Raw genomic sequence first — 14,798 nt, forward strand, 5'->3', positions numbered from 1 at the left:
AAAATGTAAACGAGAATATTTCGTTTAAAACTAAAATTAGTTTCGAATGAAATCTTTTTATTGACATTCATAACTGTGGGTATATACTAATGGTGTAGATATTGGTAGAAAAATGAATATGTGTTTGAGCTTTAAGAACCCTTAATCTACTTGCTTGATCATTCACATTTTTGTACTAGTAAATCTTTCTAATATATAATAACCATGAAAATAAAACTGGGAGATTTATCATGATTAATAGGCACTCAAAAATCATTGAAATAGTGAATGGACACAAAAAAATTGAAGTTAGTAAACTTGCTGATCTTTTAGATGTTTCTCAGGTAACGATCCGCAAGGACTTAGGGATACTAGAAGAGAAGGGTTTCCTGCGACGTGAGCATGGCTATGCAGTTGTGGGCTCCAGTGATGATATCAATCGAAGACTAGCAATGAACTATGACATCAAGCGTAAGATTGCACACTTGGCTGCACATCTCGTTAAAGATGGGGAAACCATTATGATTGAATCGGGTTCAAGCTGTGCGTTGCTTGCAGCAGAACTAGCAAACAATAAACGAGATGTCACAATCATTACAAACTCTGTATTTATTGCAACCTTCATTAAAGATGCACCATTTGCAAAAGTAATTTTGCTTGGAGGGGATTATCAAACAGAGTCCCAAGTATTAATAGGCCCATTAGCCAAAAAAGGAGCTGCAGATTTTTTTGTGGACAAGTTATTCCTTGGAACAGATGGGTACAGCCCCAACATTGGCTTTACTGGCTCCAATCTATCACGGACAGAAACCGTTCAAGCAATGGCAAGAAGTGCAAATAGGGTGATTATTTTAACGGACTCCTCGAAATTTTCTCAACATGGGGTTGTCGCTCAGTTTAACATTGAGGAAGTGGATTCTGTTATTACAGATGCAAATATTCCAGATAATATTCTTAAAGAGCTAAGAGATAAAAAGGTCCATGTACAAATGGTTCAGGTTGATTAGCCTCTACTTCTTTTGAGGGGATAGAGGCGTATGAGTTATTAAAAATTGCTATTAACGATTACGCTAAATAGTAAGCATATATCGTTAAACATATATTGATTTGAATGTGAAAAATATCACATATTAATGGAGGGATAGAGGATGAGTGTAGCGGTATCAGAGCAAGCAAAGAGCCACTTTGGTGAACTAACAGACAGAATGCACAAACTCCGTGAAGATTTACTAAATGCAAAGCCAATGGTGTGTGCAGAAAGAGCGGTTTATACAACTCAAAGCTATAAAGACCATGCGGACAAACCTATGGTTTTACGTAGAGCATACATGTTGGAAAATATTCTAAATAATATGTCCATCTTTATTGAAGATGAAACTTTAATTGCTGGAAACCAGGCTTCTTCTAATCGTTCAGCACCTATTTTTCCTGAATATGCAATGGATTGGGTAATCGATGAGCTGGATAAGTTTGATCAGCGTGACGGCGACAGATTCTATATTACTGAAGAAACGAAACAAACTTTAAGAGAGATTGCCCCATTTTGGGAAAGAAATACATTGAAAGATCGTGGCTTAGCAGGAATGCCTGAGGATACAAAAATTTTCTATGACTTAGGAATTATCAAAGCAGAAGGAAATATTACGTCTGGTGATGCTCACATCGCCGTTAGTTATGAAAAGGTCTTAAAATTAGGGCTAATTGATTTTAAAGAGAGAGCAGAAAAGAAATTAAAGGAACTAGAACTTACTGATTATCGTAATTTAAATAAATCCTATTTTTATCGAGCAATTCTTATCGTAATTGACGCCGTTACAGCCTTTGCAAAACGTTATGCTGACTTAGCTGCTCAAAAAGCAGAGGTTGAAACAAGCCCACAAAGAAGAGCAGAATTACTTGAAATGTCAAGAATTCTAAATAAGGTTCCTTATTATCCTGCTGAAAGCTTCCAAGAGGCAGTTCAATCCGTGTGGATGATTCACTTAATTTTACAAATTGAATCCAATGGACATTCCCTTTCCTACGGAAGAATGGATCAATTCTTATACCCTTACTTTAAAAAGGATCTTGAAGAGAAGAAGATTTCAGAGGATCAAGCATGTGAGATTTTAACTAATTTATGGCTTAAAACATTCACCATCAATAAAATCAGAAGCTGGTCCCACACTCGATTCAGCGCAGGAAGCCCATTATATCAGAATGTTACAGTAGGTGGACAAACAACAGATAAAAAGGATGCAGTAAATCCTTTATCTTACCTAATTCTTCGCAGTGTGGCCCAAACGAGACTACCACAGCCTAACTTAACGGTTCGTTACCACAAAGGTTTAGATGATGACTTTATGAAAGAATGTATTGAAGTGGTAAGATTAGGCTTTGGTATGCCAGCGTTCAACAGCGATGAAATCATTATTCCATCCTTTATTGAAAAAGAGGTAGCAGAAGAGGATGCCTATAATTATAGCGCAATTGGCTGTGTGGAAGTGGCTGTTCCGGGAAAATGGGGTTACCGTTGCACAGGAATGAGCTTCTTAAACTTCCCTAAATCCCTGCTAATTGCTCTAAATGACGGAGTTGATCCAGAATCAGGTGTGAAACTTTGCGAGGGAGTAGGTCATTTCAAAGATATGACTTCCTTTGATCAAGTGAAGGCTGCATGGGATAAGATTATCCGTGAATTTACAAGACAATGTGTCATTATTGATAACTGTGTAGATACGGCTTTAGAAGAGGTTACAGCAGACGTTTTATGCTCCGCTTTAACTGATGATTGTATTGAAAGAGGATTGAACCTTAAAGAAGGCGGAGCAGTATACGACTTTATAAGTGATCTTCAAGTGGGAATCGCGAATCTTGGTGATTCACTTGCTGCTATCAAAAAATGCGTATTTGAAGATAAGAGCATCACTCCAGAGCAATTATGGGTGGCATTAAGCAATAACTTTGAAGGAGAAGAAGGCAAACGAATTCAAAATATCTTAATAAATGATGCCCCTAAATATGGAAATGATGATGACTATATCGATCTCCTATTAACAGATGCATACAATGTTTATATAGATGAAATTAGTAAATACAAAAACACTCGATATGGCCGTGGCCCAATCGGCGGTGCTTATTATGCTGGAACATCTTCTATTTCCGCAAATGTCCCACAAGGAGCGGGAACACTGGCAACTCCAGATGGTAGAAAAGCTGGAGAACCTTTGGCAGAAGGATGTTCGCCATCTCATTACATGGACAAAAATGGTCCAACTGCAGTGTTTAAATCTGTTTCAAAACTCCCAACAGATAAAATTACTGGAGGGGTTCTATTAAATCAAAAGGTTACACCGCAAATGTTATCGAAAGAGGAAGATCGAGTAAAATTAATCGCATTATTGAGAACCTTCTTTAATCGATTAAAGGGATTCCATGTTCAATATAATGTAGTTTCTAGAGATACTCTTATTGATGCACAAAAGCATCCTGAAAAGTACAGGGATTTAATCGTTCGTGTTGCTGGCTATAGTGCATTCTTTAACTCTCTTTCTAAACAAACACAAGATGACATCATTGAAAGAACAGAACAAGTACTTTAATAGAAGGCTGGAGAGAATCATTTTGGATTCTCTCCCTACATAATTTTTTTTAATTCAATTTGTGAAAAGTTTCGCGAATTTTATTATATTAAAATCAACTAGAAAAGGAGAAATAATTAATGGCAGTTATTAGTTTTACTTCACCAAGCAAATATGTCCAAGGGAAAGATGTATTAAAAAATATCGGCGAGTATGTAAAAGTGATGGGCAAAAAACCATTAGTTATCTCAGATGAGATTGTTTGGGGAATAACTGGAGAAACAATTAGTGAAAGTCTAAAATCCCAAAGTGTTGGTTTTCACTATGTACAATTTCAAGGTGAATCTTCATTAAATGAGATTAATCGTTTTGTAGAAGAAGGGAAAGTAAATTCAGTTGATATGGTCATTGGGGTAGGAGGAGGAAAAACTCTTGATACAGCTAAGGCTGTTTCTGATGGATTGGCTGTTAAAGTAGTGATTGTCCCTACTGCAGCCTCTACGGATGCTCCAACTAGCGCCTTATCTGTTATTTATAGTGATGAAGGAGTTTTTGAATCCTATAAATTCTATGACAAAAATCCTGACTTGGTTTTAGTTGATACGGCTGTTGTAGCAAAAGCACCAGCAAGATTATTTGCATCAGGTGTTGCAGATGCTATGGCTACTTGGGTTGAAGCAAGAGCAACTATTCATAGCAATAGTTCAGCGATGGCTGGAGGTAAGGTTAGTATCGCGGCAAAGGCAATTGCTAAGGCATGTGAAGAGACTTTATTTAATTATGCAATTCCAGCTTACAAAGCTGTACAAAAAGGTGTTGTTACAAAAGCGGTTGAAGCGGTTGTGGAAGCAAATACATTGTTATCAGGTATTGGCTTTGAAAGCGGTGGCTTGGCTGCTGCACATGCTATCCATAATGGTTTTACCGTATTAGATGGTGATATCCATCATCTAACACATGGTGAAAAGGTGGCTTATGGGACTCTAGTACAACTAGTCCTAGAATTACATCCAGAACAAGAATTATATAAATATATTAATTTCTACCGTGAGCTAGGGCTACCTACAACATTAAAAGAATTGCATTTAGAAAATGCAACATATGAAGATCTACTGAAGATTGGAGAAGCGGCTACTCAAGAAGGAGAAACAATGGGTAATCTTTCTCCAGAAATTACTGCTGAGGATGTTGCGAACGCGATTATTGCTGTTGATCAGTTAAGTAAATAATAATTAATTGAATAGTAACATATGCTTTTCTACTATATAGAAGCAAAAGCCTAATTTCTCACTTCCGAGGCTGAGAAATTAGGCTTTTCTAATTGATACCTTCTTAGTTTTTAAACCATTTTTGATGTTGAATCGACCGTTTGAAGTAGACTTTCCTTTATATGATTAGCAGAAATATAGCCAAATACTGTGGTTGGTCCTAGTGTAGATAAGACCCTCCTATTAATTGATTTACAGTACAAAAAAGGCTATTTATTTATTCTTGAGAAAAAAAGCCAACTTTGCGAAATTGAATCCTGTATATATTTTTTAATAGGAATAAGTGTAGGAATGGTTCAAGTAAAAAATGAAGGTGTAATTATTTGAATTTTCAACATAAATAAGGTAATTATATTATACAAGTGTGTAGCATGATTGTCATTAAATAATCTAATAATCTTTTCCATTCCTTCAAAGAGGGAATACTTCCCTCCCTCTAGAAAAAAGGGGCGATTGATAATTATGTTTGTCCATTCCACAGTTCAAAAGCTAGAGTATATTAATAAGAGGAAGTAGAGGTTTCTAAAATACTGAAAAGGAGGGCAATCAACATGAATGAAAAATCGTCGCAATCATCATTAGGAAAAGGCAATCATTTTGGTAGAGCGCCTATTCAAGGAATTGTTGTAAGGGGATCTACAGGCTGTAATTGTGGTGGAAAAAAAGGAATGTCTGGCAATCAAAATCCAACAAAAAAACTTGAACTCTCACCTGAATTACAAAAGCATGAAAGTTCTAAACCAAATTTGTCTTTAGAGGTTAACAAAATTTTGAATAAACTAATTGTAAATAAAGTGATTGAAGATAAAAATAGTTTAACAAGGAAAATGACTCAAAATGCTTCTTTTGCTGAATTGGAAAATGTGAAAAAAATGGGCATACAAGATCACTCTGCTTCGGAATTTCCACAAAATAACCTATCAATTATAGAATCTTTTAAAAAGAGAATTGTTAGTATCCTCTCAAAAAATTCCAAAATAAATAAACTATTATGATAATACTCAAAAAAGAGGTTGTCCCAAAAGTATCATTGGGACAACCTCTTTTTGTTAAAGGTAAATCAATTTCATGGACAATGGAAGAGTAAGGTTCCAGAAACCTCAACCTGTGTCGCACTAATAATATTTGCAGTAAAGGTATCTGTAATTGGTTCAAGTAATCCGCAAATATCTGTTGGGCATTCTTCTTCACCTAAGCAGGTAAAGCAGGTTTGAGAAATAGGTACTGTTACATTGTCAAATAGAGTAACTACTTCGGAACCACAATCTGTCTCAAGTAAAGCAGGTAAAGATATTAGCAAGTCAGCCGTACCGGAGAAATTAATCGTTCCGAGAGTAATGCAGCATTCTAGAGTGGTATCACAAATGGTAAACATCACTGTTTGTAGACAGGTTCCAGTAGTACACTCAACATTATCATTAAGATTTCCGTTAAATTCAGGTGTTCCGACTGCGGTCAATGTAAAAGGAACTCCTGTACTAAATGTTGCTGTAAATGAAATTTCACGATCGGTGCAAAGAGGCAGACAAGTATCGCAGCATTCCGCATAACGAATTTGTGCAATTGAGAATCCCTGTGCCGGCTGAGGAGTAAGGACAGTTATGACAACATTATCTATACAAGGACCGTCCGGCTCATCTACTTGAACTGCGAACAGTCGGGAACCACCATTTCCTGGATCACAGGTGAGGGTAAGAGTTCTAGTAATACTTTGAATTAGATTAGCACCTGAAAAAAAGTCTACACGGACACTATGGGTTTCTGGAGGGGTTTGAAGATTGGGCATAAGTTCAAAACCAAAAATGCGAGAAGGATTTGATAATGTCATAGTTAAGGTTGTCCCGAATGAAAATAGAACTGGTGGATTAGCTTCTTCTCCTTCTGGTGGACCAGACCATGCACACCACCTACAAGTTACACCAGGGACATCATGTCTTTCTAAGGGTGAACTAAAAGTTACCGTCTGTGTACCATCAGTGATAGAGGAAAACGATGTACATTCAGGACCGCTGATAGGAATTCTAGTTGTTAATGCCAAATAACCATCTTCAAAGGGGTTATCAAAAATTCTTGGCAAATGAATCATCCTTTCCATTAAAATAGAACTCTATTATTAATAAAGTTCTTATTGTAGAATATGGAATTCTCTTTAAGAAGTTCTAATGTAACTTAATTACTTTTTCATAATTGATGAACTTGTCTACTATTTTTGATTAATATAATAGTACAATCACCCTGACCACAAGCCTCCTCTTTGCATTACATAAAGAGAAGATTTTTTCTTATTAATATTAATTCTTAAGGATGCTACCTATAGATAGCTTGCAGAGGAAATATTAGTGAATCAATTTTAGGGGTGAAAAAGGTGAGTGAACAAAAAAAACCTACAGTGAGCCTTTGTATGATTGTAAAGGATGAGGAACATTTCTTACCTTCTTGTTTAGATAGTGTGAAATCCTTTATTGATGAAATTATTATCGTTGATACTGGTTCTACAGATCGCACCATACAAATCGCTAAACAATATGGTGCGAAAATCTGGAATATTCCTTGGGAGGATGACTTTTCTAAAGCACGGAATGTTGCATTAAGTCATGCAACCTGTGAATGGATTTTACAATTAGATGCAGATGAGCAGATGGAACAACTAGATATAGGGCTTTTACAGTCTTTACTTTCAAATAGTCAATCAGAAGCATATTTCTTACAAATTCACAATCATAAATATGAGACATCTGGAGATCAAATTATATTTCCTAGTGTTAGATTATGGAGAAATCGAATGGAATATCGCTATCATGGTGCTCTCCATGAGCAAATTGCTTCTTCTATTGTTAGATATCATCCAACAGAACCATTAATCTTAACCCCCATCCGTATCCATCACTATGGTTATTCTGAAGGGATAGTTCAAGAAAAGAAGAAAAGTGAACGAAATCTTAGGATTGCTATGGCCGAAGTGGAAAGGTACCCGAATTCTTCCTTTGCCCATTATAATCTAGCAATGGAGTATTCAAGGATGAAGAAAAGTGACCTGGCGATTAAGGAATACAATCATTCTATAGATTTCCTTAAAGATTATCATGAAATGTGGGTACCTAGCTTATTTCGGAATTTTGCTGGGACCTTAATAGCGGATAAGAGATTCAAAGATGCAAGTGAAATATTGGTTAAAGGATTAAAATATTTTCCAGATTATTATGATTTAATATTTCAAAAGGGTACATGCCATTTTGAATTCAAAGAATATCCACAGGCAATTGGTCTTTTTCACCAATGCCTCGTTACAAAGGAAAATCCTAAATATGCAAACCAAAAGGGTTTAAATCGTGAAAGAGCCCATTATTCCTTAGGGCATTGTTACTTGCGACTGAATCTATTGGATGAAGCAGTATATCATTATAAGAAAGCATTTGAATGGAATAAGAGCTTTAAAGAGCCAATGATCCAATTAGCGGCAATCTATAATAAGCTAGCCACACAGAAACTTTAATTTAATAATATATAATCATAGACAGACAAAGGAAAAAATCAATTATTCTAATAATTTTCCAAATTATGATGGATTAATCTAGAATGCCCCCAACATTAGAAAGATGCTAGGGGCATTTAATTATAAAAAGTAGTGATCTATAGTCATTCTACAGGACAACTAATTCAATTGTAACGTCCCTGGTAGAGGTAGTAAAATTTATCTCCATGATATTTAAGTAGTTTAGTATTATTTTTCTTTTATTTTATTAGTTTTAGTTCTTTAAGAATTCTGGATCTAGATAACTTGGATTAGGGTATGTATAGAATCCCTCACCAGTTGCAATTCCGAGCTTTCCTTTATCGATATACTCTGATTTTAATAGGTGAGCCAATCTTTGAAATACCTCGTAACCTGCTTCTCCTTTAGCGTTTGCGATATTATAAGCTGTCGTAATTCCTACAATATCTAAAATGGCAAATGGACCTTTTGGTGAGCCGGTAGCAATCATCCATGTTTTATCGATGGTTTCTGGGTCAGCAACTTCATTTAGCAAAAGCATCTGACCAGCTTCTAGGAAAGGAACTAGTAATGAATTTAAAATATATCCAGGCTGCTCCTTGTGTAAAGGTAAAGCAACCATTCCAATAGCCTTTGCAAATTCAATTAAATCATCGAAAACCTTCATATCTGTGCCAGGATGTTTCATGACTTCTGCAGTGTTGTTTTTCCAGATTTCGTTTGCAAAATGCAACGCAATAAATTTTTCTGGTCTTCCTGTTGCTTCTGCAAACTGGCTAGGCAATAAAGTGGATGAGTTTGTCGCAAAAACGGTTTTTTCTGGAGCAACTTTACTCAACCTTTGATAAAATTCAGTTTTAATATTTACAACCTCAGGAATGGATTCAATAACTAAATCTGCTTTGGCAACTGCTTCAGATAATACGGAGTTAAACGACAACCGATGATAAGCAGAGTGAACTTCTTCTTCAGTTGCACCCAAATCCGCTTGGTAACGGGGTTTTAACTTTTCAATTCTTTCTTTCGCAAGGTCTAATGCTTCGTCATTAATATCATATACGGTTACATCAAATCCCTTGAAGGCACATTGAAAGGCAATCTGACTTCCTAAAACTCCACTACCAGCTACAGTAATATTTTTGAAATCCATAGTCATTCTCCTTTATTGTGTAGTTAAACCACCTTATCTAGTAATGATTACGGTTATATTTCTGTATAATATGATGGTTTAAAATATTATAATATTATAGTAATACTTTATCTGAAAAAACTCAAATAATATGAACTTATAATAAATATCGCAAGGGATTATGAACAGAAAAAGATTTTAATATAATATGTATTGTGATTAGCAATGAAAATAGAAGAGGAGAAAATGAATTTATTCACTATTTTGAAAACCTAAAGGGTACATATGAATGTAAAATTTGATAGAATTTTCATATAAGCAAATATTGCAGAAAATCTTTAATAACTTAATTTCCTTTTTATTCCGGATGGAGATTCAATTAATAGAAAAGAGGGGTATGAAAATATGAATATTGAAGAATATGAAAATGTTCTATCTGTATATCGAGTTCCTATATCACAACTCCGATCTGAGTTTGATTCTAAAAACTTTCCGTTTGAAACAACAGATGATTTAGAAGCACTATCAAATGAAATGATAGGTCAGAAACGTGCCGAGAAGGCAATGGAATTTGGGTTGTCAGTAGAGCAGAGGGGCTATAACCTATTTGTTGTTGGCCCAGCAGGTACAGGAAGATTAACATACACATTAGATAGTGTAACAAAGCAAGCAAAAGGGCTTCCGATCCCTCATGATTATTGCTATGTGTATAATTTTGAAAACCCTGACATGCCATTGGTCATTGATTTTCCGGCAGGGACGGGGCAGAAGTTTCAACGTGAAATGGAGATCTTATTAATTGATATAGAACGGCAAATTCGTACCACTTTTACAAGCGAGGTATTTGAGAAGGAAAAAAGGAAAATCATTGATGACTTTCGCTCTGAAATAGAAGCAATTTGGAAGAAGACCGATGCTTTTGCGTTAGAAAAACAAATCAAAATTGAACGGACTCCATCAGGAATAAAGATGGTTCCTTTGTATCAGGGCAGACCAATGGAAATTACGGAATTTGAGCAACTGTCCGAAGAAAATAAAGAAATGATCAGTGAACGGGAGAAGTTAGTAGAAAATCGGATAGATGAAACGGTCTATCAGTCACTCAAGGTTGAGGAGCAGCTAAAGAAAAATGTGAATCAATTTATGATGGAAACAGCGGCCAATTCCATAAATGGTCTTTTTCAACCGATTCGAAAGGAATATCAGGAAAACAAAAAGGTAATGGAGTACTTAGAGGCTTATTTTCATGATGTTGTATCGCATTATTCCTTTTTCCTTGATGAAGACAAAAATGATCAAGAGAACATTATGAAGGCAATAATGGGTTCAAATGAACAATTCCATCATCGATATACAGTTAATTTATTTGTTAACAATAAGAATCTGTCTGGTGCACCTGTAATTTATGAAACAAATCCAAACTATTATAATTTATTTGGAAAAGTAGAATATCAGGGGTCACTTGGAAGCTGGACGACGGATTTCACTCTAATAAAGCCGGGAGCCTTACATCTAGCGAATGGTGGTTACTTAATCCTTCAAGCAACAGAACTGTTACAGCAGCCTAATGTTTGGACCCGTCTGAAAAGGGTATTGCAAACCGGAAGTATCCAAATTGAAAATTCATATGAAGAAAACGGGGTAATTCCTACAAACGCTAATCGACCTGAATCCATTCCGTTAAATCTAAAAGTGATTATTATCGGTTCTTACTATTTATATGATTTCCTTTCTGTATATGATGAGGACTTTCATAAGCTTTTCAAGGTGAAGGTAGAATTTGTAACGTTTATGGAGAAGAATCAAGAAAATATCTGGAAGCTAGCTCGTTTTGTAAAGAATTATGTAAAAAAGGAAGGGCTTTTACCATTCCATCGTAGAGCAATCGGAAAGGTTATTGATTACTGCTCTCGTTTGGTACAGGAACAATCAAAGTTATCAACAGACTTTCAGGAGATTACAAAGGTTCTTGTAGAGTCGAGCTATTGGGCAAGAAAGGAAGAGGAAGATGTCGTCGATGACCGTCATGTCGTTAAGGCACTTTCTGAAAAAACAAACCGCTCCAATCATATTATCGAAGAGTACCAAGAAATGTTTCGTAATGGAACGATAATGGTTGAAACAGATGGATACCGAGTTGGCCAAATTAATGGGTTAGCGGTAATGGGGACAAGGGATTCTGTATTTGGAATACCGACTAAGATAACAGCCCAAACGTATGTTGGAAAAAGAGGAATAATGAATATTGAAAGGGAGGCGGAGCTCAGCGGCCAAATTCATAATAAAGGAATGATGATCCTAACTGGATTCCTTTCCGGTGAATTTGCAAAAAATCGTCCCATTCCTTTATCAGCGAGTATTACATTTGAACAAAGCTATTCTGCTATTGACGGAGACAGCGCATCAAGTACAGAATTGTATGTTTTACTTTCTTCCTTATCAGATGTTCCAATTAATCAAGGTATCGCTGTTACCGGTTCTGTCAATCAATGGGGAGAGATTCAGCCAATTGGTGGAGTGAATGAAAAAATAGAAGGCTTTTATCATATTTGTCAAAAGCGTGGCTTAACTGGTAAGCAAGGAGTTATTATTCCAAAGCAAAATGTTCGGAATCTAATGCTTGAGGATGAGGTATTAGAGGCAATAAAACAAGGAAATTTCCATATTTGGGCGATAGGTCATATTGCAGAAGGAATTGAAATTTTAACAGGTGTAAAAGCTGGGAACATTCGTGATGAAAATGGTCAATTTCCGGAAGGAACTATATTTGCTAAGGTTGAAGAACGATTTAAGAAAATGTTCGATATGGCAAACAAGGCCAAGGGCTAGTTAATAAAGAGTTTTTAAATGATTAATAAAAATAATTAATAGTTTATAAGAAATTACATAGGATAATCTTGGATGAATAACTAGGAAGTAGAAGGAATGGATTGTATGAGCGAAAATTTACTTAAAAATCCCGATGAATGCTATCGGCTGGCAGAACGGAGAGCTGTTCAATATTTTCAATCACTATCTGAACAAGTCTCACAAAAGAACTACATCTCTACCCTAATTAAAGATATTCAGGCATGGAAAAGCAATCATATTCATCATCATTCATTATTATCCTTTTTTCCTGGAAAAAAAGGTAAGACCAGACCACAAGGGTATCACAATTATTTAAAATGGTTGGATTATACAGGAAAATTAGAATCGTACCTCGACCGAAGCATTTCATATATTTATATGCGTGATCTAGGTAAATCTTTAGAATCACCTGATACTCTCGCTAGGATACAGCATGTTGTCGAAGGATTAAAAAGAGATTTAATTTATCCTGCTTCAACTGACGTTGAAGATCAAACAGACCTTCTAAGCAAGTCATGGATGTATCGGAAGGCTCAGAAGGAAGGAATTGAATCCACTTTTTTTTGGTTGATGGGTAAGTTAAAGACATTTGTTTCCAATATTCCAAAGGAGATGGATGGTGAACAAGCACAACGAAAATTAATAAAAATCATAGGTGGAGTCATCATGCATGTGATAGAAGAGATGGATGATAGCATATCTCATGAAGAACGTTCACTGAGGCTTGATGAGGCCATTAGGTTAGGCTATTCCTACGGTCTAACCTATCCTTTCATCGATGATTTACTTGATTCAAAAGTCTTGTCACCTAACGAGAAGGGACAATTTTCCGATTTGATTCGGAACACACTTATCACAGGAAATGTCCCTAAAATGGGAGAGTGGTCTGGAGATAATAAGGATTTAATGTACTTTATTTATTCTGAATTACGTGAGGCATTTCAATATATCCATTCACATCAGCGACGAGAAACAAGAAGGGATTTTTACGAGCAGGCTTTTGTTTTTTTTCATTCTCAAGAAGTAGACCGAAATAAGGATCTATCCAATGCCAATTACACTAATGAAGAGCTCTTTATTCCAATCATATTAAAATCCTCTTCTTCTCGATTAATTGTTCGTTCTCTAATATCTGCGCCTTTGGACGAGGGTTTTGACATCCAAACCTTCTATTATGGTATTTATAATCAACTAGCTGATGACTTTGCAGATATGTCTGATGATTTAAAGATAGGTGCTGTAACTCCATATACCTACTACCTGAAGTACCATAATCAGCGTTCAAATTTAATAAATCCCTTTGAATTATATTGGGCTGTTATTACTAATTTAATTCATAACGTATATCATTCCGATGCAAAAACATGCGAGGTCATTCTGGATCGTGCGATTAATGGTTTGAAGCGGTTCAAGGAGCGAATGGGAAAGAAAAAATATGGGGAAGTAATGGGGCTTTTTGCTTCAGGGATTCCTGAGCTTAATAAAGTTATCCAGAAAATGGTCCAAAAAGCCGATGATGTGGATTTCTTTGATAAACTACTTCGTGATCATATGATTACCACTTTGAAAAATGAACGGAAAGAGCGAGAGGATTTCAAAAAGACAATTGAAGATGCTCGTGTCCAAATAAATTCAAGCCTGCAAATTCCTCATAAGGATGATCCTTTGTTGAACGATCCGCTAATTGCTGCTGCCAACTATAGCCTAGTAGGAGATGGTAAGCGTCTAAGGCCAATCATGACATGGGTTTTAGGTGTTAAAGAGTATGGGTTAAATCATTCAACAATAGGACCTTTACTGAAGGCTATAGAATATATGCACACTGCTTCACTAATATTTGATGATTTGCCATCCCAGGATAATGCATCCATCCGCAGAGGTCGTCCAACTCTCCATCAAGTATATAACACGGCTATCGCAGAGTTAACGGGGCTCTTTTTGACACAAAAAGCAACTGAGGAGCTAGCATCTCTTGAGCAGTTTGACGCCATTTCTGTACTTAAATTAATTCATTATTCTGCGGGGCGGACTGCAGACATGTGTATCGGTCAGGCAATGGATCTGGACTCGAAAGGAAAGACACTGACGCTGGAACAATTGAACCGGATGAGCTTTTATAAAACCGGGATTGCATTTGAGGCATCACTAATCATGCCATCCATCCTCGCTCAGGTTTCAGAGATTGAGCTTAAGACTTTGAAAAAATTTGCTCTCCATGCCGGTATCGCATTCCAGATTAAGGATGATTTATTGGATGTCGAAGGAGAAATTGGATTACTAGGAAAAGCTATTGGAAAGGATGCAGAAAATAATAATACCACTTTTGTGTCGATTCTTGGTTCTGAGGGGGCAAAAAAGGCCATGTGGGAACATTATTGCCTTGCCTTAGAGGCATTGCAAGAAATGCCGCGAGATATTGTCTTTCTAAAACATCTATTGAACTATTTTATAAACAGGGATCATTAAGATTGTTTGCATCCTGACTAAATGATAAAAATTAGAAGAGAACTAACAGCTGG

Annotated in this window: 9 protein-coding genes; 7 read left to right on the forward strand and 2 right to left on the reverse strand. The window is 36.1% G+C overall.

Translation table 11 applies throughout. The features are described from left to right. Window positions 1–230: 230 nt before the first annotated feature. The 4 genes from BQ6100_RS00980 to BQ6100_RS00995 all read left to right on the forward strand — a co-directional run bounded on the left by BQ6100_RS00980 (window position 231) and on the right by BQ6100_RS00995 (window position 5,802). Window positions 231–986: a DeoR/GlpR family DNA-binding transcription regulator gene (locus BQ6100_RS00980; protein ID WP_075979973.1), complete on the forward strand. Its 756-nt coding sequence runs from the start codon at window positions 231–233 to the stop codon at window positions 984–986. 141 nt (window positions 987–1,127) lie between these two features. Then, window positions 1,128–3,560, forward strand: coding sequence for a glycyl radical protein (locus BQ6100_RS00985; RefSeq protein ID WP_075979974.1), 2,433 nt, complete (start codon window positions 1,128–1,130; stop codon window positions 3,558–3,560). Window positions 3,561–3,679: 119 nt separating this feature from the next. Beyond that, window positions 3,680–4,768 carry a glycerol dehydrogenase gene (locus BQ6100_RS00990; protein WP_075979975.1) on the forward strand — a complete coding sequence of 363 codons (1,089 nt, stop codon included), beginning with the start codon at window positions 3,680–3,682 and terminating at the stop codon, window positions 4,766–4,768. Window positions 4,769–5,358: 590 nt separating this feature from the next. Beyond that, a complete protein-coding gene (locus BQ6100_RS00995) occupies window positions 5,359–5,802 on the forward strand; it encodes a hypothetical protein (RefSeq protein ID WP_075979976.1) in 444 nt (147 codons plus the stop codon). A 71-nt stretch (window positions 5,803–5,873) separates the two neighbouring features. On the opposite strand, the gene BQ6100_RS01000 is transcribed toward BQ6100_RS00995, so the two are convergent. Next, the gene (locus BQ6100_RS01000) at window positions 5,874–6,884 is read right to left on the reverse strand and encodes a hypothetical protein (protein WP_075979977.1); all 1,011 of its coding nucleotides are present in this window, start codon (window positions 6,882–6,884) and stop codon (window positions 5,874–5,876) included. A gap of 288 nt (window positions 6,885–7,172) precedes the next feature. Between BQ6100_RS01000 and BQ6100_RS01005 the strand changes: the two genes are divergently transcribed. After that, entirely contained in the window at window positions 7,173–8,300 is a 1,128-nt protein-coding gene (locus tag BQ6100_RS01005) for a glycosyltransferase (RefSeq protein WP_075979978.1), read from the forward strand. 253 nt (window positions 8,301–8,553) lie between these two features. Here the strand turns inward: BQ6100_RS01005 and BQ6100_RS01010 are convergent, their stop codons facing one another. Then, window positions 8,554–9,450 carry a 3-hydroxyacyl-CoA dehydrogenase gene (locus BQ6100_RS01010; RefSeq protein ID WP_075979979.1) on the reverse strand — a complete coding sequence of 299 codons (897 nt, stop codon included), beginning with the start codon at window positions 9,448–9,450 and terminating at the stop codon, window positions 8,554–8,556. A gap of 384 nt (window positions 9,451–9,834) precedes the next feature. On the opposite strand from BQ6100_RS01010, the gene BQ6100_RS01015 reads away from it, so the two are divergent. Further along, window positions 9,835–12,258, forward strand: a complete 2,424-nt coding sequence (locus BQ6100_RS01015) for a Lon protease family protein (RefSeq protein ID WP_075979980.1) — start codon at window positions 9,835–9,837, stop codon at window positions 12,256–12,258. Window positions 12,259–12,363: 105 nt separating this feature from the next. Then, a complete protein-coding gene (locus BQ6100_RS01020; protein ID WP_075983386.1) occupies window positions 12,364–14,745 on the forward strand; it encodes a polyprenyl synthetase family protein in 2,382 nt (793 codons plus the stop codon). Window positions 14,746–14,798: the final 53 nt, after the last annotated feature.

The organism is Bacillus massilinigeriensis (assembly GCF_900117315.1).
GTDB classification, from domain to species: domain Bacteria; phylum Bacillota; class Bacilli; order Bacillales; family Cytobacillaceae; genus Bacillus_BE; species Bacillus_BE massilionigeriensis.

Excerpts from the sequence above, each read along its gene's own strand:
- BQ6100_RS00980 (WP_075979973.1), top strand. The coding sequence starts at position 231 with ATGATTAATAGGCACTCAAAAATCATTGAAATAGTGAATGGACACAAA.
- BQ6100_RS01015 (WP_075979980.1), top strand. The coding sequence starts at position 9,835 with ATGAATATTGAAGAATATGAAAATGTTCTATCTGTATATCGAGTTCCT.
- BQ6100_RS01010 (WP_075979979.1), bottom strand. The coding sequence starts at position 9,450 with ATGGATTTCAAAAATATTACTGTAGCTGGTAGTGGAGTTTTAGGAAGT.
- BQ6100_RS00995 (WP_075979976.1), top strand. The coding sequence starts at position 5,359 with ATGAATGAAAAATCGTCGCAATCATCATTAGGAAAAGGCAATCATTTT.
- BQ6100_RS00990 (WP_075979975.1), top strand. The coding sequence starts at position 3,680 with ATGGCAGTTATTAGTTTTACTTCACCAAGCAAATATGTCCAAGGGAAA.
- BQ6100_RS00985 (WP_075979974.1), top strand. The coding sequence starts at position 1,128 with ATGAGTGTAGCGGTATCAGAGCAAGCAAAGAGCCACTTTGGTGAACTA.
- BQ6100_RS01020 (WP_075983386.1), top strand. The coding sequence starts at position 12,364 with ATGAGCGAAAATTTACTTAAAAATCCCGATGAATGCTATCGGCTGGCA.